The organism is Corynebacterium sp. 2571A (genome assembly GCF_055700935.1).
Genome location: NZ_JASTTE010000002.1, coordinates 583,715 through 608,971, shown reverse-complemented (window position 1 = coordinate 608,971; position 25,257 = coordinate 583,715). Strand labels below are relative to the sequence as shown.

Genomic DNA, 25,257 nt, shown 5'->3' with positions numbered 1-25,257 from the left:
CCTCGCGCTAATCCGCGCTAGCTAGCTCTCGCCTTCCAGGAAATAGGTGCCCGGCTCCCACCCGCAGGCCTGCGCGTCGGTGGCCAGCAGCCGGCGGGTTTTTGCCACGTCGTTGCGCATGGCCTCGAGTAGCTCGTCGACGGAGTCGAATTTGACCATGTCGCGGACGTGGGCGGTAAATTGCACGGTCGCGTCGTGGCCGTAGAGATCCGCGCTGCGGTCCAGAACGAAGGATTCCACGGAGCGCTGCTCGTCCCCGAAGGTCGGGTTGGTGCCCACGGAGATCGCCGCCGCGTAGGCCACGCCTGCCTCCATGTTGCCCTCGATGGGCGCGGCGGGCTCGTCGATGGTGAACCATCCGGCGTAGACGCCGTCGGCGGGGATGGCGATGGAATCCGGGAAGTACTGGTTGGCCGTGGGGTAGCCCAGCTCCTTGCCGCCGCGCCCGGCCCCGCGGACCACAGGCCCGGAGACTGAGAAGTGCCGCCCCAGCGCCCAGTTGGCCCGGTCGACCTGGCCGGCGGCCAGGAACTGACGCACCGTGGTCGAGGAGATCCGCACGCCCTCGTCATCGAGCAGCTCAATGACATCTACCGTAAAACCCATCTGTTCGCCCAGCTGTGTAAGGACGGCCGGGGTGCCGGCGGCGTCGGCGCCGAAGGTGAAGTTCGCTCCCACGACCACGCCCTGGGCGTGCAGCTTGTCGACCAGGAGCGACTGGGCGTAGTCCCGCGGGCTCAGGCCGCACAGCTCGTGGGTGAAGTCGATGACGACCACCGCGTCGAGCCCGTAGCGCTCGGCCAGCTGGAAGCGCCGCTGCAGCGTCGTCACCGCCAGCGGGGCGCGCTGCGGCAAGAAGACGGTCACCGGGTGCGGGTCGAAGGTCACCATGACGGCCTTGACGCCCTGGGCGTGGGCCCGGCTCACGGTGCGCTCGATCAGCTGCTGGTGGCCGCGGTGTACCCCGTCGAAGACGCCGATGGTGACCACGCTGGCCTCCAGCTGGTCGCTGATGGCCTCCATTCCATACCAAATATCCACGCCCTCCATGCTAGAACATGGCCGCCCATGCCCTAGACTCGAAGGCCATGACGGATCCTCTCGCTAGCTCTGGACTGGTAATTGTGGACAAGCCCGCGGGCATGACCTCACACGATGTCGTGGCCCGGCTGCGCCGGTACTTCGGCACCCGCAAGGTCGGCCACGCCGGCACCCTCGACCCGATGGCCACCGGCGTGCTCATCGCCGGCCTGGAGCGCGGCACGAAATTCCTGGCCCACCTCGTCGCGGCCACCAAGGCCTACCAGGCCACCATCCGCCTGGGCGCGGCGACCACTACCGACGACGCCGAGGGCGAAATCACCTCGCGCGGGTCCACCGAAGCGCTCGACGACGCCCGCATCCTGGCCGCCATCCAGGACCTGCGCGGCGACATCATGCAGCGGCCCGCCAGTGTTTCCGCCATCAAGATCGCCGGCAAGCGCGCCCACGAGCGCGTGCGCGACGGCGAGGACGTCGAGATCCCCGCCCGCCCGGTGACCGTCCACTCCTTCGAGGTGCACTCCATCACCCGCACCGACGGCTGGATCGACATCGAGTGCAGCGTGGAGTGTTCCTCCGGCACCTATATCCGTTCCCTGGCGAGGGACCTGGGCGAAGCGCTGGGCTGCGGCGGGCACCTGACCGCCCTGCGGCGCACGGCCGTGGGCAATTTCTACTTGGACGACTCCGCTCCCCTGGACGAGCTGGAGGATTCTCCCCGCCTATCGCTCTCCCTCGACGAGGCGCTTACCCGCTGCTACCCCGTCCTCGAGGTCACCGCCGACGAGCAGGCCGCGCTCGCCATGGGGCAGTGGCTCGAGCCCCGCGGGCTGGAAGGCACGCACGCCGCCGTCGGCCCCGACGGCCGCGCGGTCGCCCTAGTCAAGGAAAAGGGCAAGCGGCTGGCCACCGTCTTCGTCGCGCGCCCGTCCACGCTTTAACGCTTCGCGTCCCCGGCGGCCCGCGGTGCTTAAGGCTGGCCCTTAGGGAAAGTTGATGTCCACCGTCGTGGCGACCACCACGTAGCCGTCCCGGACTATCCAACGCCCGGAGATAAACGGCACGGGGGTGGGCCGAACCAGCAGGTAGGAAATCAGCGTGCCGTCCTCGCGCAGGTCGATCTCGGCCTGGTCGAAGCCCAGCCAGCGGTCCGTCATGGGGAACCACGCCTTGTAGGTGGCCTCCTTGGCGCAGAACAACAGCCGGTCGGCGAAGGGGACGCCGGCCGCACGCAGCCTCTCCAGCTGGGGGATCTCGCCGGAGCGGGCAATCATCGCCAGCACGCCTTCCGGCAGCTGCTCCGCCGGCTCGGCGTCCAGCCCCAGCGAGCGCACCTTCGTGGTGGGCGCCGCCACGGCCGCGCGGAAGCCCTCGGTGTGGGTCATGGAACCGGTAAACCCATCCGGCCACAGCGGCTTGCCGCGTTCGCCGCGCAAGATCGGTTCGCTGCCGGTGTAGCCGGCCTCCCGCAGGGCCTCGTGGGCGCACCAGCGGGCGTCGCCGAATTCGGATTTGCGGACGTTGACCGACCGGGACACGATGGACTGCTCCAGCGGGTGCAGGCCCTGGAAATTCATCAGGTCGGAATGTTCCGAGCGGGTCCGCACGTAACAAAACCGGGCGGCATCCGGGAACAAACTTGGCTCTAGCATGATCAGTCCTCCTCCCGCAGCACCGGGTAAGGCCACGGCCGCCGGTTGTAATGAGCTTCCCACTGGCGCCACTGGCGCGGGTAGCCCAGGGAGACCTCGTGGTGTTCTACCCCATCGACCACGGTTGTGCCCGGCATGTGCAGGTGGCCGTAAACCACCGCGCAGGCCTCGTAGCGCTTGGCCCAGGAGCGGGTATGACGCGTGCCGCACCACAAGCTGATCTCCGGGATACCCAGCTTCAGTGTCGGCTCCTGGACCAGCGGCCAGTGGTTGACCAGCACCGTGGGGCCGGAAATCCGGGACAAGCGCTTGATCGTGTAGGCCAGCCGGTCCCAGCACCAGGCACGAATGTCCACGAAAGGCGCGATGGCGAAGTCGTCAGTCATCACCAGCTGCGCCTCCCGCGCGGCGGCCAAGGCCTCCTCCACGCTGACGCCGGGGCGGCGGAAGCTGTAGTCGTAGAGGGTGAATAAGCCTGCCACCGTGTGGCCGGCGAAGACCGGGTACGGATCCTCCGGCGTGTAGATGCCTAGGTCCCGGCAGCCGGCGACGAGTTCGTCGTATTTGTCGCGCCCGCGGCAGCGGTCCCCGGACCGGCTGAACAACTCGTGGTTGCCGGGGACCCAGATGACCTCGGCGAAGCGGGACTTTAGCTGGCGAAGCACCCGCAGCACGAGCTCGGTGCGCTCCGCCACGTCGCCGGCCACGATGAGCCAGTCGTTAGGGTTCTCAGGCGCCAGGCCGTCGATATGGGGCGTGTTCGCCTTGACGGCGGCGTGCAGGTCCGCGACCGCCCACAGGGTGCGTGGCACCTGGTCCTCCTCGTTCTCGCTGTCGGTTCAGTTGGCTGCTAGTCCGCGTCCTCCACCGCTCGGGGCTCGATGACCGCCCAGCGCATGGAGTAGAAACGGTATACCACCGCGATTGTACGCAAGGCGATAAACGCCCCGAGGCCCAACCAAATGCCCAGCAGTCCCCCGTCCGCGGCGTAGGCCAACCAGATGCCGGGCAAAAAGCCCACCAGGACCGAGCCGATGGTGATGTTGCGCAGGTAGGCGGCGTCGCCGGCGCCCAGCAGGACGCCGTCGAAGGCGAAGAGGATGCCGCCGGCGACCACCATCGCCACCATGACCCACCAGGGACCGCGCATGGCATCCACCACGGCGTCCGAGTTGGTAAAGATCCACGGGATGACCCCGGCGCCCAGCGCGAAAATGGCGGCGAGCACAGCGGCAAAGCCGGCCGAGTAGTGCATGATGCGCCCGCCGGTGCGCCGGGCCGCCTGCGCCGATCCGGCGCCCAGGGCCGCGCCGATAAGCGTCTGCGCCGCGATCGCCAGGGAATCCAGGACCAGCGTCAGGAAGTTCCACAGCTGCAGCATGACCTGGTGCGCGGCCAGGGAGGCGGTGCCGAAACGGCCGGCCACCGCGGCCGCGGACAGGAAGGCGACCTGGAAGCTCAACGAGCGCAAAATGAGGTCGCGCCCCAGCACCAGCTGGCGGCCGATGACCCGCGGGCGCACCTTCCAGGAACCGCCGTGCTGCCGGGCCAGCTCGATGAGAAAGAGCGTGGCCACGATCCCCATGCCCAGCACGTTGGCCGCCGCCGAGCCCGGCAGGCCCCAGAAGTGGACGAAGATGGGCACGCAGATAGCCCCGGGGATGACACCGGCCAGGGTGAAGACCAGCGGCTTGCGCGTGTTTTGCACGCCACGCATCCAGCCGTTGCCGGCCATAACCACCAGGGTGATCGGAATGGCCAGAGCCGCGATGTGCAGCCACTGGGCCGCGCGGGCGGCGGTATCCGCGTTGCCGGTCATCCACCACGTGATCTTTTCGGCACAAAGCCACATGATAACCGCCAGCGCCGTGCCCACGCCCAGCGCGACCCAGGTGGCCTGGATGCCTTCGGCGACGGCCTCGGCGCGCTTGCCCGCGCCGTACAGCCGCGCGCCGCGGGCCGTGGTGCCGTAAGACAAAAACGTCAGCTGGGTGGTCACCACCGACTGCACCGCGGCCGCCGCGCCCAGAGCCGCTAGGTCCTCGGCGCCCAAGCGGCCGACGACGGCGGTGTCGAACAGAAGGTAGAGCGGCATCGCCGCCAGCACACCCAGCGCGGGAAGCGCGAGCCCGAGGATGCGCCGCAGGGTGACCTCCGGGACCTTCCCACCGGTCGTGGTGGCCCCGCTCATGTCGGCCTCGCTCGGGGCGGGGGTGGTATCGGCAGAGTTTTCGTCTTTAGTCATTAATACGTGCGTACAACTTCCACTAATTTCTCAGTGATTTCTTCCGGGGTGCCGTGGGCGGTGTAGCCGGCGGCCGGCACGTGCCCGCCGCCGCCGAACTGCAGGGCGATGGCCGAGCAGTCCACGACCGAAGACCGCAGGGAGGTCGCGAAGACACCCGGCGCCTGCTCCTTGAACACAACGCCGATGTCCGTGCCGTCTAGGGCGCGGACGAATTCCACCAGTGACTCCACCGCGGCATCGGAGTGATCCCCGATATCCGCCAGGCGGCCGACCAGCACGCCTAGCGTGTGCGAGCCGGCCTCGACGACCTGGACGCCGGAAAGCACCCGGCCCAGCATCTGCAGATCGGCCGCGGTGGTGCTGTCGAGCAGATCCACCGCGATCTGCTTGGTGTCCAGCCCGTAGTGCATCAGGCGGGCGGCGTACTCGTGCATGGCGGGCCGGCCCCATCGGAAGCTGCCGGTGTCGGTGACCAGGCCGGCATAGAGCGCGTGCGCGATGTCCTTGCCCATCTGCACGTCGAGCAGGTCGAGGATCTGCGACAGCACCACGGTGGTGGACTCGCATTCGTAGTCCACCAGGTTCACCGAGCCGAAGCCCGGGTTCGAGGCGTGGTGGTCAATACAGACCACGCGCCCGGCGGCCGCCTGCTGCTCCACCGCGTACGCCAGCGAGCCGGTGCGATCCAGCGAGCCGCAGTCCACCGTGACGTAGAGGTCGTAGCCGTCCGGCAGGTCATCGACCAACTCAACGGCCTCCGAGCCGGGGATGGAAAGCAGGTTGCGGGAGACTTCCCGGCGCTGCCCGATGACCACGCGGGTGGGCTTGTCGAACTGCTGCAGCGCCATATTCAGCGCGCAGGCCGAACCCACCGCGTCAGCATCCGGCCGCAGGTGGGTGATGATGCACACGCTTTCCGCCGCGCGCACCGCCGCCGCTACCCGCTCATAATCCTGTTCGAGCACGGATCTACTCGCTTTCCTTCTCCTTATACGGGTTCGCCTCGCCGGCCGGCTGGGCGTTTTCCTTCAGCTTCGCCAGCTCGGCGTCGCGGGCGCGCGCCTTTTCCAGCAGCTGTTCCATGTGCGCCGAGGACTCCGGCACGGTGTCGACCTCGAAGCTCAGCGTCGGCGTAAACCGCACGCCCAGCTGGTCGCCGACCAGCTTGCGCAGCTGCCCACGGGCGCGGTGCAGGGCCTCCGCGGCGGCGTCGAAGTCCGGCTCGTCGTCGATGTCGCGGCCGCGGACCGTGTAGTAGACCGTCGCGTCGTGCAGATCCCCGGTCACGCGGGTGTCGGTGACCGTCACCAGCTCCACGCGGCGGTCCTTGATGTTGTGTTCGAGGGCGTTAGCAACAATTGCCTGAATCCTCTTCGCCATGCGTCCCGCGCGTGCGTGGTCTGCCATTGTTCCTCCTAGACCTGAGTTGGGAAAATCGATCTTCAAGCTAATCTATTCTATCTTCCCCGCGCAACGAAAAATCCCCGGCACGCACTATAGCGTGCCGGGGACGTTCGCTACCGGTAGTGGGCCTACCGGTCGGCGCCAGCTAGTTGCAGGCTCGGGTCGAACTAGTCGCGCGGGACCTCGACCTCTTCGAAGGCCTGGATCTGGTCGCCGACCTGGATGTCCGGGAAGGACAGGACCATGCCGCACTCGTAGCCGGCGTTGATCTCGTTGGCGTCGTCCTTCTCGTGACGCAGCGACTCGATGCGGGCGTCGCTGGCGATGACGTTGCCATCGCGCACGATGCGCACCTTGCCGTTGCGCTTGACCTGGCCCTCGGTGACCATACAGCCAGCGATGGTGCCCACGGCGGAGGACTTGAACAGCGCGCGGATTTCGGCCGCGCCGGTCTCGCGCTCCTCGTAGATGGGCTTGAGCATGCCCTTGAGGGCCTTCTCCACATCCTCGATGGCGCGGTAGATAACCGTGTAGTAGCGGATATCCACGCCCTCCTGGTTGGCCTCGTTGGTCGCCTTGCCCTCAGCGCGGACGTTGAAGGCGATGATGACGGCGTCGGAGGCCGCTGCCAGGGTGACGTTGGTCTGGGTGACCGCACCGACACCGCGGTCGATGACGTTGAGCTGAACCTCGTCGTCGACCTTGATGTCCAGTAGGGCGTCTTCCAGAGCCTCGACCGAACCGGCGTTGTCGCCCTTGAGGATAAGGTTCAGCGTCGAAGTCTCCTTCAGCACCGCGTCCAGATCCTCCAGGGAGACGCGCTTGCGGGCCTTGGCCTGCATAGCGGAGCGCTTGCGGGCGTCGCGCTGGGCAGCGATCTGGCGGGCCACGCGGTCGTCCTCGACCACCAGCAGGTTGTCGCCGGCACCCGGCACGCCGTTAAGACCCTGGACCTGGACCGGGCGGGAGGGGCCGGCCTCGTCCACGTCGTTGCCGAACTCGTCGAGCATGCGGCGCACGCGACCGAAGGAGTCGCCCACGACGATGGAATCACCGACGCGCAGCGTACCGCGCTGGACGATGACCGTCGCCACCGGGCCGCGGCCGCGGTCCAGGTAGGCCTCGATGGCCACACCCTGGGCGTCCATGTCCGGGTTGGCGGTCAGCTCGAGGGCCGCGTCCGCGGTCAGAACGACCGCCTCCAGCAGCTCCTCGATGTTCTGGCCCGCCTTGGCGGAGATGTCCACGAACATGGTGTCGCCGCCGTACTCTTCCGGAACCAGGCCGTACTCGGTGAGCTGGCCACGGATCTTGTCCGGCTGCGCCTCCGGCTTATCGATCTTGTTCACCGCGACCACGACCGGGATGTCCGCGGCCTTGGCGTGGTTGATGGCCTCAATGGTCTGCGGCATGACGCCGTCGTCAGCGGCCACGACCAGGATGGCCAGGTCCGTGGACTTGGCACCGCGGGCACGCATGGCGGTGAAGGCCTCGTGGCCCGGGGTATCCAGGAAGGTGATGGCGCGATCGCCGCCGTCGACCTCCACGTCCACCTGGTAGGCGCCGATGCCCTGGGTAATACCGCCGGCCTCGCCCTCGCGCTCGTTGGTCTTACGGATGGTGTCCAACAGGCGGGTCTTACCGTGGTCGACGTGGCCCATGACGGTGACCACCGGCGGGCGCTTGGCGAGGTCTTCCTCGTCGCCCTCGTCCTCACCGAACTGCAGGTCGAAGGACTCGAGCAGCTCGCGGTCCTCGTCCTCCGGGGAGACGACCTCGACCTTGTAGTTGATCTCGGCGCCCAGCAGCTGCAGGGTCTCCTCCGAGACGGAGGCGGTAGCGGTCACCATCTCGCCCAGGTTGAACAGCGCCTGGACCAGGGCGGCCGGATCCGCGCCGATCTTCTCGGCGAAGTCCGCCAGCGAAGCACCGCGGCGCAGACGCACGGTCTTGCCGCCACCGTCGGGCAGGCGAACGCCGCCGACGACGTGCTTCTGCTGCTCCTCAAACTCGTGCCGCTTCTGACGCTTCGACTTCTTGCCCTTGCGTGGTGCGCCGCCCGGACGGCCGAATGCGCCGGCGGTACCGCCGCGACGGCCGCCGCGGCCACCGCGGAAGCCACCCGGACCGTGGCCCGGTCCGCCACCGCGGCCGCGACCACCCCGGCCGCCACCGCCGCCATTGGCGGACTTAGACGGCATGGAAGCGGGGTTCGGGTGCGACGGCATCATCGCCGGGGTAGGACGGCGACCGCCGCCCTGACCGCCGGAGGACTGGCCGCCGCGCGGCTTGTTGTCACCGCGGCCCTGGCCCGGCTTGTTGCCACCGGAACGTGGGCCCTTGGTGCCGCCCGGACGCGGGCCGCCCTTGCCGCCACCGCGCGACTCGTTGGAGCCGCCAGTGGAAAACGGGTTGTTGGCCACCCGGCGGGTGCCGCCCGGCTTCGGCATCGGGCGCGGCATGGCGTTGCCCGGGGTCGGGCGCTCGCCGCCGCGGGACTTGTTCTCGCCGCGGCCCTGGCCCGGCTTCGGGGCAGACTTGCCAGCGCCCGGCTTGGGTGCGGACTTACCTGCGCCCGGCTTCGGGGCTTCCTGGCCCGGCTTCGGGGTAGCTGCCTTGCCAGCACCCGGCTTCGGCGCGCCCGGCTTGGGTGCAGCCTTGCCAGCGCCCGGCTTCGGGGCGGACTTACCGGCCCCCGGCTTCGGCGCGGCGGACTTGTTCGAGCCCGGCTTCGGGGCAGCCTTGCCAGAGCCCGGCTGGGGCTTGGATTGGTTGGCGGACTTCTGCTCGGCGGCGTTGTCGCCGCCGCCCTGCGCCTCATAGTGGGCGCGCATCTTCTTGACCACCGGCGGTTCGATGGTGGACGAGGCGGTCTTGACGAACTCGCCTTGTTCCTTCAGGGTTGCGAGCAGTTCCTTGCTGGTTACACCGAGCTGTTTAGCCAGCTCGTGAACACGTAGCTTTCCGGCCACTTGTCTCCTCTTGGGTTAGCTAGAGGCCATAAGCGCCGGAAAGGCGGTCATGACCCCTAGGGTTTACGTAGGACTTTCATCGCTGATGCTTCATCGTTGTGCGCTCATCAGTGTTCGGTCTTCCTTACAATCTCAGGGTCTTCCCCGCGGCCGTCGCCGGCCGCGGCATGCGGTTCCTTGGCGGCTTTGGCCTCCAAGTACTTTCGAATCTGACCTGTGTCCACAGCTGCAGACACGCGAAGAGCCCGCCCGAAGGCGCGCCTTTTCTCCGCTAGCTCGTAGGCGGCCAGGGTGGGATTTATCCACGCTCCCCTCCCCGGGTGCGAGCGCGGCGGGTCAGGCACGGCGATGACCGCGCCGTCCGCGGTGGTGGTTGCCACCACTCGCAACAGTTCCGAGTCCGGATGCGTGGTTCGGTGGGCGATGCAAGTGCGAAGCCGGATGGGACGGGCCCGATTAGCTTGCACTCATTACCTCCGAATCTTGGCTTTACTCCATGAAACCTGGCCGCGTTAGGGCCGTCCAATAGTTTACGGCAAAGTGGACTAAAAATGAACTTAGGCCCCACACTCCGCGTGTGGGGCCTAGGACAGCTCGCGCCTACTCGTGGGCGGCGGCGTCCGCGTCCGAATGGATATCAATCTTCCAGCCGGTCAGGCGCGCGGCCAGGCGGGCGTTTTGCCCTTCCTTGCCGATGGCCAGGGACAGCTGGTAGTCCGGCACGGTCACGCGGGCGACCTGGGCGTCCGGGTCGAGCACCTCGACGCGCACCACCTTGGACGGGGCCAGGGCGTTGCCGACGTAGACCTCCGGGGAATCGTGGTAGTCGATGATGTCGATCTTCTCGCCGCCAAGCTCGCGCATGATGTTGTTCACGCGCTGGCCGCGCGGGCCGATGCACGCGCCCTTGGCGTTGAGCCCCTTGACGGTGCCGCGGACGGAAACCTTCGAGCGGTGGCCGGCCTCGCGGGCGATCGCCAGGATCTCCACGGCCTTATCGGCCACCTCCGGCACCTCGAGCTCGAAGAGCCCGCGGACGAGCTCCGGGTGGGTGCGCGAGAGGTTGATCTGGACGTTGGTGCCGTTGCGGCTCACGCCCACGACGTAAGCCTTGACGCGGTCGCCGTGCTCCAGCTTTTCGCCGGGGATCTGCTCGGCCGGCAGCAGGATGCCGTCCTGCGGCTCGGCCTCGGTGCCCAGCTGCACGACGATGATGCCGCGGGCGTTCAGCGTGGCTTCGCGCTCAACGATGCCGGAGACCACGGTGCCCTGGATGTGAGAGTAGGAATCGAAAGTGCGGTCGGCCTCGGCCATGCGCAGGCGGCCGTAGATGGCCTCGCGGACCGCCCGGGCGCCGACGCGGCCGAAGTTTTCCGGCGTGTCATCGTATTCGGTGGCCAGCTCCCCCGTCTCCGGGTCCAGCTCGCTGACGATGACGGCGACCTCGCCGGTCTCCGAGTCGATGTCCACGCGGGCCTTGGCGTTGTCGCCGGCCGAGCCGCCGCGGTAGTCCAGGTAGGAGCTCAGCAGTGCGCCCGCGATGGAACGCAGCAGCTCGGAAACCGGAACCTCGCGCTCTTTCTCGATGGCCCGCAGTGCCGCCAGATCAATATTCACTTGTCGATCCTCTCGTTAGGCCGAGGCGCGCTCGGCCGCATGTGCAAAGTCTTCGCGCGCTACTTCCAGCTCGGCGGCTGAAGGTTGCGCGAATTCAATTTCTACCACTGCCCGGGCGATATTAGCCAATCGCAGGATCTCTACCTCGAGGTCCTTCTTGACGGTGCGGACCACGATGACCTCGGTGTTATCCGCGTTGAGCGCGCCCAGGCGCCAGACGGTGCGCTGGCCGGGGGCATCGGCCAGCTCGACGGCCACCTGGCGGGCCTGGTTGCGGCGGAAGTGCCGTGGGGCAGTTAGCGGCAGGTCCACGCCCGGGGTGGAGACCTCCAGGGTGTAGCCGGCGCCGAAGTTGAGCTCGCCGGCGTCCTCGGCGGCATCAAAGCGCTGGGAGATGAGATCCGAGACCTCCTCCAGCACGTCCGAGGTCGGCCGCTTATCCCCGTCCACACGGATGATTACCTGGGATTTCTTGCCCGCCCGCGTGGTCTTGATGTCTTCGACGTCGAGGCCGCGGTCCTGGATGAGCGGTTGCACGAAATCAGTCAATGTTGCCGAGTCTGGGAAAGCCATAACCTCCAGCCTAACCCGACCGGGTACAGTCTCTTGCGTGAACCGCCGAAAGCTTGCTGCCCCCGCCGTTGCCGTCATCGCACTCGCCCCCGCCGCGACCGCCTGCCAACCCGTGGTGGACTATTTCGGCCCCCGCCCAGACGCCACCTTGGTCGAGCTCGCCCAGTCGGCAGAAGCAGACGCCGAGGCCTTGAGCGTCGCCGATCCCGGGCACGCGGATCTGCGCCAGGGCCAGGCCGACGCGCTCTACGCGGAAGTCGCCCGCCTGTGCGGCACCCAGGACGGCCAGGTCCCCGCCTCCTGCGAGGTCGAGCACGCCGCTGAAAAAACGGCCACCGGGGATAACGTTCAAGACCCCGCGGCCGTGCTCACCCGCGCCCGCGACGAGGTGCTGGGCCAGCTCACCTCCGTGACGGCCGAGTCCCGGCCCCTGGTGACCGGGCAGGCCATTGATCTTTCCGCCGCCGTTAACGATCTCGCCGCGGAGTCCGACGGCCCGGACGCGCCCGAGTCCGAACCCGCGCCCGATCGGGCAGTCGATGCCCTGGACCCGGAGCAGGCCGATGCCGCGCGGGAGCTTCTGGACTGGGAATACCAGCAGTCCTTCGGCCTGGATTTCGCCCGGGCTTTTGCCGAGCCCTGGCTCGCGCCCATCATCGACGCCCGACTTGATACCCACGCGCACCTGACCGCCCAGCTCCAGCAGGCGCTGGCGGCCACCGGCGACGTCCCGCAGCCGGCCGCCGGCTACGAGCCGGCCGGGCTGGAGCTGCCCGCGGACGCGGCGAGCGCCGAGCAGTTCGTGCGGTCGCTGCGCGAGTCCAACGCCGAGACCTGGCGCGCTGCCGCCACCGACGAGGCCGCGCGCTTGAGCGGGCAGTCGGCCTCCGCCGAGTGGCGCGACTGGCTCATCGAGGTCGGCGCCCGCTCCTAGCGGGGAGCTTAACGCCGCCTGAACGGGCGGCCAGAAAACCTTTATCGGTTTTTGCGGAGGTTTTCATTGCATAGCCGCAGGGAGCGATCCTAAGTTGGACGGTCGTTGGTTGCTGACGGGCCCTGTCGCTCGCGCAACCAGGCAGACCTTGCACCCGATTTTAGGAGTTTATGTTTTCCCGGAAATCTTTCCTGTCCGCCGCAGCCGCTACCGCGATCGGTGTCGCCGGCCTCGCCGCCCCGACGGCGGGCGCCGCTAGCCCCGACGCCTGGCAGCAGGTAGCCGCCTGCGAGTCCGGCGGCGACTGGTCTATCAACACCGGCAACGGCTACTACGGCGGCCTGCAGTTCAACGCCCAGACTTGGGCGGCACACGGCGGCCAGCAGTACGCCCCGCAGGCGGACCAGGCCACCCCGGAGCAGCAGATCGCCGTGGCAGAAAACGTCCTGGCCACCCAGGGCCCGGGCGCGTGGCCGAACTGCGGCGGCCCGCTGGGCTAGTTCGCCTGATAGATTCGGCGCGCCAGCTGCAGCATGGGAATCTGCAGCGGCAAGCGCACCACGTGATAGCAGCGCTTCGGCACCGAGCCGGAGCGCTCTTTCCATGCGTGGTAGAAATTGGCCGGCCAGACCGCCAGCAGCAAGGCGTACGCGCTGGCCGCGCCCGCGCGGCGGGTGTCTTTGCGCCACAGCAGGCCGGCGGTGGCTAGCTCCCACAGCCCGGAGGCGTAGTTGTACAGCCGCGGGTGGCCGGGCAGCTGCGGCGGGACGATGGACTCGAATGCGTCGCGCGCGGCAAAGTGCAGCACTCCCATGCCGCCCAGGGCCGCGGCGAAAACCTGCGCCTTATTCATCGCCACGCACCCGCTCCACCAGGGTGTCGACAATCTCGCCCACCGGGACCTCGAGGGTCTCGCCGCCGCGCACGCGCAGCTCGATGATGCCGTCGGCGAAAGAGCGGCCGAGGATGGCGATAAACGGCATGCCCAGCAGCTCGGCGTCCTTGAACTTCACGCCCGGGGAGACCTTGGGGCGGTCGTCGAAGAGCACCTCGATACCACGCTTGTCGAGCTTTCCCACCAGCTCATCGCCGGCGGCCATGGCGGCCTGGTCCTTGTTCGCGACGACGACGTGCACCTGGTACGGGGCGACCTCCACCGGCCAGTTCAGGCCCTTGTCGTCGTGGCGCTGTTCCGCCAGCACGGCCAGCATGCGGGTAATACCGATGCCGTAGGAGCCCATGGTGGGCGTGGCGCGCTTGCCGTTCTCATCCAGGATGGACACGTTGAAGGCCTCGGTGTACTTGCGGCCCAGCTGGAAGATGTGGCCCAGCTCGATGCCGCGTTCCAGGCGCAGGGTGCCCTGGCCTTCCGGCGCCGGATCGCCCTCCCGGATTTCGGCGGCCTCGATGAACTCGTCGACGTGGAAGTCGCGGCCGGCCACCAGGCCGACGGTGTGGCGCTGCGGGGCGTCCGCACCGGTGATCCAGGAGGTGCCGTTGACCACGCGCGGATCGGCGAGCACGCGCACGCCGTTGTCGTTGAGCGACTTCGGCCCGACGTAGCCCTTGACCAGGAAGTCGTGGCGGGCGAAGTCGGCCTCCTCGGCCAGCTCGAACTCGGCCGGCTCGAGGCTGGCCTCCAGGCGCTTCTCATCCAGCTGGCGGTCGCCCGGGATGAGCACGCCGGCCAGCTCCCAGTCCTCGCCCGGCTGGCGGGTCTTGATGACCATGCACTTGAGGGTGTCGGCGGCCTCGACGGCCCGGCCGTCGACCTCGATGCCGGCCGCGTGGGCCCAGTCCACCAGGGCCTCGATGGTGCCGGCCTCCGGGGTCTCGTGAATCTGCGCTTCCGGGGCGCCGGCGAAGTCGCGCTCGGCCGGGGCCTGGGTGACCACGGCCTCGACGTTGGCGGCGTAGTCGCCGTCGGTGGCGCGCACGAAGGTGTCCTCGCCCACCGGGGACACGGCCAGGAATTCCTCCGAGGCCGACCCGCCCATCGCGCCCGAGGTGGCCTGGCAGATGGCGTAATCAATCTCCAGGCGGTTGAAGATGTTCTGGTAGGCGCGACGGTGGCGCTGGTAGCTGTCCTCCAGCCCCGCGTCGGTCATGTCGAAGGAGTAGGAATCCTTCATGGTGAACTCGCGCCCGCGCAGCACGCCCGCGCGGGGGCGCTCCTCGTCGCGGTACTTGGTCTGGATCTGGTACAAGGTCACCGGGAAGTCCTTGTAGGACGAGTACATGTCCTTGACCGCGGTGGTGAACATCTCCTCGTGCGTCGGCCCGAGCAGCATGTCCGCGCCCTTGCGGTCCTTAAGGCGGAAGAGGTTGTCGCCGTACTCGGTCCACCGGTTGGTCTCCTCGTAGGGCTCCCGCGGCAGCAGCGCCGGGAAGAGCACTTCCTGGCCGCCGATGGCGTTCATTTCCTGGCGCACGACGTCCTCGATCTTGCGCAGCGCCCGCAGCCCCAGCGGCAGCCACGTGTAGATGCCCGGCGCGGCTCGGCGCACGTAGCCTGCGCGGACCAGCAGCTTGTGGCTAGGGACTTCCGCATCCGCAGGATCTTCGCGGAGGGTACGTAAAAACAGCTCAGACAGGCGAGTAATCATGTCACAAATATACCCCGCTACCCTAAAACTATGTTCATCATCCTCCCTCCCTCAGAGACGAAGTCGACCGGCGGCGAAGGCGCTCCCCTAGATCTGGAGTCGCTGTCCTTTCCCGCGCTGACCGAAATCCGGCAGGACATAGCCGCTGATCTCAGCGCGCTCGAGCCCCGCGAGGCCCTCGGCGTGCTGGGCATTTCCGACAAGCTCCTGCCCTCGGCGGAGGCGAACCAGCAGCTTTTTGCCACCCCCACTACCCCGGCGCTTTACCGCTACACCGGGGTGCTCTACGACGCCCTGGAGCCGGCCAGCCTGCCGCCGGCCGCGCTCGAGCACCTAGCGGTCGGCTCGGCGCTGTTCGGGGTCGTGCGCGCCGGGGACCTCATCCCGCACTACCGGCTGTCGGGCTCGACCAAGCTGCCCCGGCGCGCCCACCCCGCGGAGGCCGCGCCCACGATGAAGAAGCGGTGGGGCAAGGCCATCACGGCCGAGCTGAAGAAGCTACAGGAGGGCGGCGAGCTGATTATCGATCTGCGCTCGGGTGCGTACCAGCAACTGGGCCCGGTGCCCGGCGCGCTGACGCTGCGCGTGGAATCCGTGCAGCCGGACGGCGGCCGCAAGGTGGTCAGCCACTTCAACAAGCACCACAAGGGCCTGGCCGCCCGGGCGCTCGCCAGCGCCCAGCAGCCCGCCAACGATGCCGAGGCGGTTGCCGAGCTGCTCAACCAGGCCGGCTTCACCGTGGAGCTGCCGGAGACCACCGGCCGGCCCGCCGGGCAGCTGAACCTGGTGGTCTAGCGTTTCCCAGCCGGCCTGCTTAGAGGCTGTAGCGCAGGCAGTTGTGCTCGGTGTGGCACTCCTCGCCCAGGCGGATGTCCGGGGCCACCCGGCCTTCCGCGTGGGCGGTGGCAAGCGCGTCGAGCACCTTGTCTTTCAGGCCCCACGGGCTGATGGTGTTGATGTAGATCTTGGTGCCTCCCTCGAAGCCGGCCAGCGTCGAGACGCGCAGCTTGATGAGGATCCGCCAGGGCTGCGGCACGGCCACGTCGACGGGCTGGTGGTGCCATTCCTCGTTGCAGGCCACGGCCGGGCCCACCGCCGCGTGGGCGGCATGGACCAGGTCGCTGACAGCCCGCACCTCCTCGGCGCTTTGGCGCCAGGGGCGGCCGATCGCGGACTTGGAGAAGACCTCCAGCGTCGGGTAGCGGTGCCCGAAGCCGGCGAAAAGCACCGCGTGCTGGTTCTCCGCGATGACGAGGTTGTGCTTCGCGGCGTAGCCCACCGCCCACTCGTTGTACATGTTCGGGTGGGAGCGCAGCAGCTGGACCTCCCGCTGGGAGGCCATGCCGCGGTCGTCGATGGCCACCAGCTGCTTGTGCAGGTGCTCGAACGACGCGCCCGCCGGCGCCAGCCAGTTCTGGAACGCGGCCACGTAGGACACATACCGGTTGTGTTCGTAGAGGTCCCGCATGGAATCAATACACAGCTGCATCATCCGCAGGTGCTCGTCCGGGGTCAGCCGCCCGGAGGACAACAGCCCGCCGTCGGAATCCACGTGCCGGTCCGCGATGATGACGTCGTGCCCGCCGCCGAAGAAGGGCGCGGCCGCGGCTTGGAATTCCTCTTGCCCCGCCGGCAGGTCCTGCCCGCTGGCTTTGGCCTTCGCGGCGATGATGGCCTCGACATGGCGGCGCCCTGCCGGGTTCGCGAGGTAGGCCTCCTGGTGGGCGGCGGTGGCGGTGTCCATGCGGTAGCCGTAGTTGGCCCGCCAGTAGTCGTAGGAGACGATCTCGAACAGGTTGGGCACGCGCCTAAACAGCGGTGTGGTCGCGTCGAGTTCGGCGGGCATGGCGTGCCGGACGATGGTCCCGTCGGCCAGGATCCGCGCCTTTTCCGGCGGGGTTTCCAGCTTTCGCCCGGCGCAGAAGGCGCACCGCTTATCGTCTTCGGCCGCGGTGGGCTGGGGCGTGTCGTTGGTGGTAGCCAAGGGCCGGTTGCCCCGGCCGGGCACCGTCCACACTTCCGTCCCGGAGAATGGGTTGACCTGTTTGACGGTGCCGTCGGCCATGGTCTGGATGGGCTCGACGCGAGAAAACAGCGGCAGGTTCATGCCCTCTACCTTAGGCGGGATCGCGCGCGCCGACGCGCTAAGATCGCCGCCATGCGCCACGAATATTGCGAAGTCGATGTCTTTGCCACCGCCCCGTTTAGCGGCAACCCGCTCGCGGTCATCAAAGACGCGGACGCGTTAAGCGACCAGCAGATGCAGGCAATCGCCAATTGGACAAACCTGTCCGAGACCGCCTTCCTGCTGCGCCCCACCGCGCCGGAGGCAGACTACCGAGTGCGGATTTTCACCCCGCACACCGAGCTACCCTTCGCCGGGCACCCCACCCTGGGCAGCGCGCGGGCCTGGCTCGCCTTCGGCGGAACCGCGCGCCAGCCCGGCCAAATTACCCAGGAATGCGCCGCGGGACTTATCACCATCCGCCAGGACGCCGCGGGCGACGGCCCCCTCTTCTTCGCCACCCCGCCCCTGCAGAAAAAGGGCCCGCTGAGCGAGGACGAGCTGGCCGACAGCTGCCACGCCATCGGCGTGGACACGGCTGCGGTCATCTCCCACGCCTGGGTGGACAACGGCCCGGGCTGGCGCATGGTCCAGCTGGCCGACGCCGCCGCCGTGCGCGCTATCGATTCCTTCCGCCCCACCACCCCGCACAAGCTGGGCGTGGTGGGGATGACTACGCAGCCCGACGCGCACGGGGATAGCGACGGCACAGCCCGCGACGACTCCCCGGCCTACCTCATCCGCGCGTTCACGCCCGACCACGAGGATCCCGTGACCGGCTCACTCAACGGCGGTACCGCGCAGTTCCTGCGCTCCCAGGGTGCCGTGGGGCCGGAGTACTGGGTCAGCCAGGGCACGTTCCGCGGCCGCGCCGGGCGGGTGGAGATCCGCGACGACGGCGACGACCTCTGGGTCGGCGGCCGTGCCACGGTGCGGATTGCCGGCCACGTGGTGACCTAAATCCCGTTAGGCTGGGCCCATGACGTTTGTTCTAGGCAACGGCACCGAACTAACCGCTGATTTCGCCGCGGCGCTGCCCGACTTCGTGCGCGCTAGCTGGGGCGAAGAGCAGCCCGACCCGCGCCTGGTCCTGCTCAACCGGCCGCTGGCAGTTCATCTCGGGCTCGACCCGGAGTGGTTGGCCAGCCCGGAGGGCACCGCCTTCCTGTGTGGGCGCGGCAACCCCGCGGACCAGCCCCCGCAGGCGATGGCTTATGCCGGCTTCCAGTTCGGGCAGTTCAACCCGCACATGGGCGACGGGCGCGCGCTGCTGCTGGGCGAGGTCCGCGACTCTGGCGGGGTCCTGCGCGACCTGCACGTCAAGGGCTCGGGCCGGACGCCGTTTTCCCGGCCGGGGGCGGACGGGCGCGCCACCCTGCCGGCCATGCTGCGCGAGTACGTCTTCTCCGAGGCCCTGCACGCCATGGGTATTCCCACCACGCGCTGCCTGGCGATCATCTCCACCGGCCGGCCCGTGGCCCGGGAGCGCGCCCTGCCCGGCGGCATCTCCGTCCGCGTGGCGGCCAGCCACCTGCGGGTGGGCACGTTCCACTACGCGCAGCTGCGCGGCCCAGAGGCCACCCGCTCGCTCGCGGACTACGCCATCCGGCGGCACTACCCCGCCCTGGCGGATACCGCCGAGCCTTACCGAGACTTTTTCCGCGCCGTCATGGAGGCCCAGATAGCAACCGTCGTCCGCTGGCAGGAGGCCGGCTTCATCCACGGAGTGATGAACACGGACAACACGACCATCTCCGGCGAGAGCATCGATTTCGGCCCCTGCGCTTTCGGCGAGCGCTTCGACCCGCACGCGGTCTTTTCCTCCATCGACCGCTTCGGCCGCTACGCCTTCGGGCACCAGCCCAACATCCTGGGCTGGAACCTGACCCGCCTGGCCGAGTCCCTGCTCCCCATCCTGAGCGACGACCCCAGCCGCGCGACCGAGGTAGCCCAGCAGGAAGTCGATAGCTCCGGCGAGCGCTTCGGCAACTACGCCACCGGCTACACGCGGCGCGAGACCCTGGGCCTTTCCGACGACGCCCCCGACGCGCTGCTGCGCCGCTGGCGCGAGCTGCTCGCCGAAAGCCAGCCGGATCTGACTACCTGCCACCGCGACCTCGCCGCGGCCGCCGGCGGGGATGCTGAGGCTACCCGGCGCCTGGCCGACACGCTGGGTGAGAAGGAGTGGGTAAACGAGTGGCTGGCCGCCGGCCCGGATGCCGCGCGCCTGGACCGGCACCACCCGCGCCTCATCCCGCGTCCGCGGGCGGTGGAAAACGCCCTGGACGCCGCCGCGTACGGTGACTTCGGCCCCACCCAGCGCCTGGTTACCGCCCTGACCGACAAGCACGCGGACGCGGACGCGCTGCCGGATGACGAGCGCGAGCTGCTCACCCACCCGGACCCGGGCGGCCTGGAGAACTACCTGACCTACTGCGGGACCTAAGGCCGCCGCCTCCCCGTCGCCTCACCCCACGGGCGGGCCGGTCATTGTCTGGGAAAACGCAACAAGCCCCGCCTGACGGCCAAGGGCCGCGGCGGGGCAAGTGTGAGAAGACGCTGTCTCAGCTAGAAGGCTTAGTCTTGTTCCAGCTTCAGGGTCTTCTGGGTGAACTCCCACATCTCGTCGAAGAGCTTCTGGTTCTTGGTCAGCTTCTCGCCGTAGGACGGGATCATCTCGTAGATCTTCTCGGACCACTGGATCATGTGCTCACCGAAGCAGCGCTCCAGCAGCTCCAGCATGACGGCCGGGGCGATGGAAGCGCCCGGGGAAGCGCCGAGCAGGCCGGCGATGTTGCCCTCAGGGTTGTTGATCAGCGTGGTGCCGAATTCCAGGGAGCCGAAGCGCGGGGCCGGGGCCGGCTTGATGACCTGTACGCGCTGGCCGGCCACGATGGTCTCCCAGTCGTTCGGGTCGGCAGACGGTACGTACTCGCGCAGGGACTTCATGCGGTCGTCGAAGTCCTTCATGACCTCCTGCACCAGGTACTTGGTCAGGCCGAACTCCTGGGCGGCCACGCCCAGGTAGGACGGGATGTTGTCCGGGCGGATGGACTTGAACAGGTCCAGGTTGGAGCCCTTCTTCAAAAACTTCGGGGTCCAGCCACCGTACGGGCCGAACAGCAGGCCCTTCTCGCCGTCGATGACGCGGGTGTCCAGGTGCGGCACGGACATCGGCGGGGCGCCGACGCTGGCCTTGCCGTAGACCTTGGCCTGGTGCTGCTTGATGAGCTCCGGGTTGGTGGCGCGCAGCCACAGGCCGGAGACCGGGAAGCCAGCGTAGCCGGCTACCTCGCGCACGCCGGCCTTGCGCAGCAGGCCGAGGGCGTAGCCGCCCGCGCCGACGAAGACGAACTTCGCCTTGGTCATCTGGGTATCACCGGTGTGGCGGTTCTTGGAGTAGATCTTCCACACGCCACCGTCGCGCTTGAGGTCGTAGACCTCCTGGCCGTAGCGCACCTCGGTGCCGGCAGCCTTGGCGGCGGTGAGGAACTGCTTGGTCAGGGCGCCGAAGTTGACGTCGGTTCCCACGTCGGTCCAGGAGATGGCGACCTTTTGGGAGTTGAAGTCGCGGCCCTGGGCCATCAGCGGGAGCTTCTCTGCGAAGACGGAATCATCCGCGGAGAACTGCATCTCGGGGAACATGTGGTTCTGGTTGAGCAGTTCGTAGCGGCGGCGCAGGTAGTCCACCTGGATTTCGCCCTGGGCGAAGGACATGTGCGGAACCTGGTTGATGAATTCCCGCGGGTCCGTCAAGATGCCGTTGTTGAGCTGGTGGGACCAGAACTGGCGGGAGATCTGGAACTTCTCATTGATGTTCATCGCCTTGGAGGCATCAATGCGGCCGTTCTTCTCCGGGGTGTAGTTAAGCTCACACAGCGCGGAGTGGCCGGTGCCAGCGTTGTTCCACGGCGAGGAGGACTCCTCGGCGGGAGCGTCGAGGCGCTCGAAGACCATCTGGGTCCAGCTGGGCTCTAGTTCGCGCAGCATGGCTCCCAGGGTGGCGCTCATGATGCCGGCGCCGACGAGTGCTACGTCTACCTCGTCAACTGCTTGGACGACGTTTTTTGCGGGGGACACCTTGTTACTTACCTCTTCATATTCAATGATTGTGGTCAAAGTTTCGCAAAAGGGGCTATCCGATCCTTTCGCAGCGCAGTGCCTGGGTCACCGGCTTCGCGGCCCCAGTCAAACGCGTTGTCTACAACCCTACGCTGGTAGCCCGGCGATTTGTACTGCCGCCCCGCGGAAGACGTGATTGAGGCGGAATTGAAGCGCAAGTGTGCCTAAAGTTGGGGGCATGAGTGTGAACCAACCCGAACACTGGCACCCCGACCGTTTGGGCGCGGGATTTTCCGCCCGCACCCTCGAACTAGGCCCCGATCCGCTGGGTGAAGGCGATCTTTGCGCCACTCTCGTCCGGTACTACCCCGGCCCCGACGGCGCTGCTGATGCTCCCGCCACCGCCGCGCAGGAAGGCCCCGCGGGGGACGAAGAGTTCACTTCCCGCCCAGCCCTTTTGTGGGTACACGGGATGACCGATTACTTCTTCCAGGCACACGTGGCGCGCTATTTCCACGCCCGCGGCTATGCGTTCTACGCCATTGATCTACACAAATGCGGCCGCTCCCGCCGGGATGGCCAGACGTGGCATTACGCCGCGGCGATGGAGGAATACTACGCCGACCTCGACGCAGCCTTGGAGGCTATCTGCGGCCCACACCCGGATGTCACTCCCCTCGCGCATTCGACGGCCGGGGTCATCGTGCCGCTCTGGTTGGACCGGCTGCGCACGTCCCAGCCCGCCGCACACGCGCGAGTGTCCTCGGCGATTTTTAACAGCCCATGGCTCGACATCATGGGCGTGCCGAAGCCCGTGTTGCAGGCCGCCAAGCCGGTCATCAACGCCATCGGCAAGGCCTTCCCGAAGATGGCCTTCCCCGGTGGGGGCTTGAGCGCTTTCGGCGACTCCATCCACGCCTCCCGCTACGGCGAGTGGGACTACGACACCACGCTAAAGCCGCTGTCCGGGCACAAGAAGTACCTGGGCTGGCTGCGCGGGGTCATTGCCGGCCAGGACCGGATCCACCAAGGGGCCATCGATATCGGCGTGCCGGGGCTGGTGCTGTGCTCGACCCGCTCGCGGCTGGGCAAGCCCTATTCGCCGGAGACGGACACGGCCGACGCCGTCGTGGATGTCTCCCAGACCGTCCACTGGGCTCCCCGCTTGGGCAACGACATTACTGTCTGTCCGATCCTGGGCGCCCGGCACGAAGTCTTTTTGTCGCTGCCGCCCGCGCGCCGCGAGGCCTTTGAGATTAGCTCTCGCTGGCTAGCACGGGCACACTAGTAGTCAAGGACTACCTTTCCAGGCTCAACGAGGCGCTCAATGCGGCCTTAACCTTCGGGCCCTACTTCCCCACCACTTATATAAGGAGAAAATCCATGACCCAGTCCGCCGCCGCCCCGGCTGTCGACGCCCACTACGACCTCATCATCATCGGCGCCGGTTCCGGCAACTCTATCCCCACCCCGGACTTCGACGACAAGTCCATCGCCATCGTCGAATCCGGCCGCTTCGGGGGAACCTGCATGAACGTCGGCTGCATCCCGACGAAGATGTACGTCTACGCCGCCGATACCGCCTACGGCGCCCGCACGGCCGACAAGCTGGGCATCCAGGCGCACGTGGACAGCGTCGACTGGGACTCCATCGTGGACCGGGTCTTCCACCGGCGCATCGACAAGATTGCCGAGGGCGGCGAGGCCTACCGCCGCGGCGACGAGACCCCGAATATTACTGTCTACGACCAGCACGCCAGCTTCGTGGGCCCCAAGACCATTCGCACCGGCCAGGGCGAGGACGCCAAGACGATTAGCGGCGAGCAGGTAATCATCGCTACCGGATCGCGCCCGCTTATCCCTGAGGTCTACGCGAACTCCGGGGTCACCTACCGCACCAACGAAGACATCATGCGCCTGGAGCGGCAGCCGCGCTCGCTGATTATCGTCGGCGGCGGCTTCATCGCCATGGAATTTGCCCACGTCTTCGACGGGCTGGGCACGAAGGTCACCATTGTTAATCGCTCGGAGGAACTACTGCGCTTCCTCGACAAGGACCTGTCCTCCCGTTTCAACGAGCAGGCCAAGCAGCGCTTCGAGGTCATCACCGGCGCCAACGGCACCGCCCTGCGCGAAGGCGGCGAGGGCGTCGAGCTGGAGCTGGACAACGGCCAGACCATCACCGCCGAGGAGATCCTCATCGCCACCGGCCGCGTGCCCAACGGCGACCAGATGAACTTGGACGCTGCCGGGATTGAGATGCGCGAGGACGGGCGGATCGCTGTGGACGCCTACGGCCGCACCTCCGCGGAGGGCGTGTGGGCGCTCGGCGATGTTTCCTCGCCCTACATGCTCAAGCATGTCGCCAACGCGGAGACCAAGGCCGTGCGCCACAACATCTTGCACCCGGACGACATGCGTCCGATGCCCCACGACTTGGTCCCCTCGGCTATTTTCACCCACCCGCAGATCGCCACCGTGGGGCTTACCGAGGACGCCGCGCGCGAACAGGGCTACGACGTGACCGTCAAGGTCCAGGACTACGGCGACGTGGCCTACGGGTGGGCGATGGAGGACCACACAGGAATCTGCAAGCTCATCGCGGACAAGGCCACCGGCCAGCTGCTGGGCGCGCACTACTACGGCCCACAGGCCTCGACTCTCATCCAGCAGATGATTACCGCCATGGCCTTCGGCCTGGACGTGCGTGAGGTCGCCACGAAGCAGTATTGGATCCACCCGGCCCTGCCGGAGCTCACCGAGAACGCACTTTTGGGGCTAGATTTTTCCTAAATTTTCCCAAAATATTCATCCCACCCGCCGGTGCGACTATTCCACCACACGTCACAGTAGTCACATCGGCCACTCTTTGGTAGGGGTTTTAAAGCGAGACGGCCACCCTTAAGTAAATATAAGCTTACTAAGCTTGGAGTAACCGTAAAGGTTTTTCTCCCCCAATTAGTGTGAACGGCCTGCGTTTTTTCACCGTATCCATTAGTATTCCTTTCTGACACCGGCTCCAGCCACTGTCCGGGGACCGAGTGTAATCTGGCAATCCCCTGGGATTGCCACCAGCACCACAGGTTTCCACGAGGGAAGCCTTGCACATTACGACCTCTCTTAAGGATTTAATATGCGTATTCGCAAAGCAGCCATCGCTGGCGCCACTGCCGTCGCTGTAGCTTTCAGCGGCACCTCCATTGCCACCGCTGAAACCAACACCGTTGACCAAGACGGCAACAAGATCGTCAAGGAAGACCACACCAACCTGACGACCGATGGTGCTGAGCAGGACACCACCGAGGAGGACTACACCCCGAGCCTGTCCTCCAAGATCAACACCGGCCTGAACCTCGAGGGTGACAAGGCAGCCGACGGTGTCTCCATCTTCGGTTCCTCCAAGGACTTCTCCGGCGCCCCGAACTGGGCTAAGGCTCTCTACGGCCTGCTGATCGCCGGCGGCATCGGTTCCGTGTTGGGCATGATCGTTGGCCCGCTGGACAACTTCATCAAGTACGGCCCGTTCTCCCGCTAAAACAGCACTCAGCTCAACTCGTTTCCCTGAAAGGTTACTAAAATGCGCAACTTCCGCACCGCAGCTGTTGCTGCCGCCACCGCCCTGACCGTCGCCGTCTCCGGCACCGCCATCGCTTCCGCCGAAGACAACGTCTCCGAGGATTCCAACTCCAGCTCCAGCTCCATCGGCTCCCTGTCCTCCCAGTGGGGCAAGGACCTGGGTGCTTGGACCGAGGGCGAAGACGGCAAGCCCGTCATCAAGGACGAAAACCAGGTCTCCGGCGTCGATCTGGTCGGCTCCGAGAAGGCAGACGATAAGGATCTTCCGGACTGGGCCGTCCTGTTCCGCGACACCACCATCGCCGGCGGCGTTCTGTCCCTGGTTGGCGGCCTGATCGCTGCTTACAACTACGCCGTGTTCAACGGCATCCTGCCGGGCCACATCTTCGACGGCCTGTTCAAGTAAAGCGTTTACTCGAATACGCTAAAGCGCCGGCCCTCCTTGTGGGGCCGGCGCCTTTTTGTGTCTTCTCCCCGCTCGGCGTGGGCGCCGACAGGGAGGAAGGG

General features: G+C 67.3%; 24 protein-coding genes. 10 read left to right on the top strand and 14 right to left on the bottom strand.

Features of this window, described 5'->3' with window-relative positions:
- Positions 1-21 precede the first annotated feature (21 nt).
- Positions 22-1,050 (bottom strand): bifunctional riboflavin kinase/FAD synthetase, encoded by a 1,029-nt coding sequence (locus tag QQS53_RS06260; RefSeq protein WP_472775017.1) that lies wholly within the window; start codon positions 1,048-1,050, stop codon positions 22-24.
- Positions 1,051-1,088: 38 nt separating this feature from the next.
- Between QQS53_RS06260 and truB the strand changes: the two genes are divergently transcribed.
- Positions 1,089-1,982 carry a tRNA pseudouridine(55) synthase TruB gene (gene truB, locus QQS53_RS06255; RefSeq protein WP_472775016.1) on the top strand — a complete coding sequence of 298 codons (894 nt, stop codon included), beginning with the start codon at positions 1,089-1,091 and terminating at the stop codon, positions 1,980-1,982.
- A 42-nt stretch (positions 1,983-2,024) separates the two neighbouring features.
- Here the strand turns inward: truB and QQS53_RS06250 are convergent, their stop codons facing one another.
- The 9 genes from QQS53_RS06250 to rimP all read right to left on the bottom strand — a co-directional run bounded on the left by QQS53_RS06250 (position 2,025) and on the right by rimP (position 11,507).
- A complete protein-coding gene (locus QQS53_RS06250) occupies positions 2,025-2,693 on the bottom strand; it encodes a 4'-phosphopantetheinyl transferase family protein (RefSeq protein ID WP_472775015.1) in 669 nt (222 codons plus the stop codon).
- A gap of 2 nt (positions 2,694-2,695) precedes the next feature.
- Positions 2,696-3,505 carry a metallophosphoesterase family protein gene (locus tag QQS53_RS06245; RefSeq protein WP_472775014.1) on the bottom strand — a complete coding sequence of 270 codons (810 nt, stop codon included), beginning with the start codon at positions 3,503-3,505 and terminating at the stop codon, positions 2,696-2,698.
- Positions 3,506-3,543: 38 nt separating this feature from the next.
- Positions 3,544-4,884: an MATE family efflux transporter gene (locus QQS53_RS06240; protein ID WP_472775067.1), complete on the bottom strand. Its 1,341-nt coding sequence runs from the start codon at positions 4,882-4,884 to the stop codon at positions 3,544-3,546.
- Positions 4,885-4,937: 53 nt separating this feature from the next.
- A complete protein-coding gene (locus QQS53_RS06235) occupies positions 4,938-5,906 on the bottom strand; it encodes a DHH family phosphoesterase (RefSeq protein WP_472775013.1) in 969 nt (322 codons plus the stop codon).
- A gap of 4 nt (positions 5,907-5,910) precedes the next feature.
- Positions 5,911-6,348 carry a 30S ribosome-binding factor RbfA gene (rbfA, locus tag QQS53_RS06230; RefSeq protein ID WP_070768491.1) on the bottom strand — a complete coding sequence of 146 codons (438 nt, stop codon included), beginning with the start codon at positions 6,346-6,348 and terminating at the stop codon, positions 5,911-5,913.
- Positions 6,349-6,512: 164 nt separating this feature from the next.
- On the bottom strand, positions 6,513-9,317 hold the full coding sequence (infB, locus tag QQS53_RS06225) for a translation initiation factor IF-2 (protein ID WP_472775012.1): 2,805 nt from the start codon (positions 9,315-9,317) through the stop codon (positions 6,513-6,515).
- Between the two features lie 107 nt (positions 9,318-9,424).
- The gene (locus QQS53_RS06220) at positions 9,425-9,784 is read right to left on the bottom strand and encodes a YlxR family protein (protein ID WP_472775011.1); all 360 of its coding nucleotides are present in this window, start codon (positions 9,782-9,784) and stop codon (positions 9,425-9,427) included.
- A 133-nt stretch (positions 9,785-9,917) separates the two neighbouring features.
- The gene (gene nusA / locus QQS53_RS06215; RefSeq protein WP_472775010.1) at positions 9,918-10,934 is read right to left on the bottom strand and encodes a transcription termination factor NusA; all 1,017 of its coding nucleotides are present in this window, start codon (positions 10,932-10,934) and stop codon (positions 9,918-9,920) included.
- A gap of 15 nt (positions 10,935-10,949) precedes the next feature.
- Entirely contained in the window at positions 10,950-11,507 is a 558-nt protein-coding gene (rimP, locus tag QQS53_RS06210) for a ribosome maturation factor RimP (protein ID WP_472775009.1), read from the bottom strand.
- Between the two features lie 37 nt (positions 11,508-11,544).
- Between rimP and QQS53_RS06205 the strand changes: the two genes are divergently transcribed.
- On the top strand, positions 11,545-12,441 hold the full coding sequence (locus QQS53_RS06205; RefSeq protein ID WP_472775008.1) for a DUF4439 domain-containing protein: 897 nt from the start codon (positions 11,545-11,547) through the stop codon (positions 12,439-12,441).
- 170 nt (positions 12,442-12,611) lie between these two features.
- Positions 12,612-12,941, top strand: a complete 330-nt coding sequence (locus tag QQS53_RS06200; RefSeq protein ID WP_472773219.1) for a transglycosylase family protein — start codon at positions 12,612-12,614, stop codon at positions 12,939-12,941.
- Here QQS53_RS06200 and QQS53_RS06195 read toward each other — a convergent pair.
- Positions 12,938-13,294, bottom strand: a complete 357-nt coding sequence (locus tag QQS53_RS06195; RefSeq protein ID WP_472775066.1) for a DoxX family protein — start codon at positions 13,292-13,294, stop codon at positions 12,938-12,940. The genes QQS53_RS06200 and QQS53_RS06195 overlap by 4 nt on opposite strands.
- Positions 13,287-15,047 carry a proline--tRNA ligase gene (locus tag QQS53_RS06190; RefSeq protein ID WP_472775007.1) on the bottom strand — a complete coding sequence of 587 codons (1,761 nt, stop codon included), beginning with the start codon at positions 15,045-15,047 and terminating at the stop codon, positions 13,287-13,289. The genes QQS53_RS06195 and QQS53_RS06190 overlap by 8 nt, the downstream gene beginning before the upstream one ends.
- Before the next feature lie 30 nt (positions 15,048-15,077).
- Here QQS53_RS06190 and yaaA point away from each other — a divergent pair, with 30 nt between their 5' ends.
- Positions 15,078-15,842: a peroxide stress protein YaaA gene (gene yaaA, locus QQS53_RS06185; protein ID WP_472775006.1), complete on the top strand. Its 765-nt coding sequence runs from the start codon at positions 15,078-15,080 to the stop codon at positions 15,840-15,842.
- A 19-nt stretch (positions 15,843-15,861) separates the two neighbouring features.
- Here yaaA and QQS53_RS06180 read toward each other — a convergent pair whose 3' ends face one another.
- A complete protein-coding gene (locus tag QQS53_RS06180; protein WP_472775005.1) occupies positions 15,862-17,154 on the bottom strand; it encodes a DUF4921 family protein in 1,293 nt (430 codons plus the stop codon).
- 51 nt (positions 17,155-17,205) lie between these two features.
- On the opposite strand from QQS53_RS06180, the gene QQS53_RS06175 reads away from it, so the two are divergent.
- A complete protein-coding gene (locus tag QQS53_RS06175; protein ID WP_472775004.1) occupies positions 17,206-18,072 on the top strand; it encodes a PhzF family phenazine biosynthesis protein in 867 nt (288 codons plus the stop codon).
- A 19-nt stretch (positions 18,073-18,091) separates the two neighbouring features.
- The gene (locus QQS53_RS06170) at positions 18,092-19,558 is read left to right on the top strand and encodes a protein adenylyltransferase SelO family protein (RefSeq protein ID WP_472775003.1); all 1,467 of its coding nucleotides are present in this window, start codon (positions 18,092-18,094) and stop codon (positions 19,556-19,558) included.
- A gap of 131 nt (positions 19,559-19,689) precedes the next feature.
- On the opposite strand, the gene mqo is transcribed toward QQS53_RS06170, so the two are convergent.
- The gene (mqo, locus tag QQS53_RS06165; protein WP_472775002.1) at positions 19,690-21,192 is read right to left on the bottom strand and encodes a malate dehydrogenase (quinone); all 1,503 of its coding nucleotides are present in this window, start codon (positions 21,190-21,192) and stop codon (positions 19,690-19,692) included.
- Between the two features lie 220 nt (positions 21,193-21,412).
- Between mqo and QQS53_RS06160 the strand changes: the two genes are divergently transcribed.
- From QQS53_RS06160 to QQS53_RS06145, 4 genes are all read left to right on the top strand, one after another.
- Complete coding sequence (locus QQS53_RS06160; RefSeq protein WP_472775001.1) at positions 21,413-22,462, top strand: alpha/beta hydrolase; 1,050 nt, start codon at positions 21,413-21,415, stop codon at positions 22,460-22,462.
- A 95-nt stretch (positions 22,463-22,557) separates the two neighbouring features.
- Positions 22,558-23,967, top strand: a complete 1,410-nt coding sequence (gene mtr / locus QQS53_RS06155; RefSeq protein ID WP_472775000.1) for a mycothione reductase — start codon at positions 22,558-22,560, stop codon at positions 23,965-23,967.
- Between the two features lie 340 nt (positions 23,968-24,307).
- Entirely contained in the window at positions 24,308-24,709 is a 402-nt protein-coding gene (locus tag QQS53_RS06150) for a hypothetical protein (protein ID WP_472774999.1), read from the top strand.
- Positions 24,710-24,751: 42 nt separating this feature from the next.
- Positions 24,752-25,156, top strand: a complete 405-nt coding sequence (locus QQS53_RS06145) for a hypothetical protein (RefSeq protein WP_472774998.1) — start codon at positions 24,752-24,754, stop codon at positions 25,154-25,156.
- Positions 25,157-25,257 lie beyond the last annotated feature (101 nt).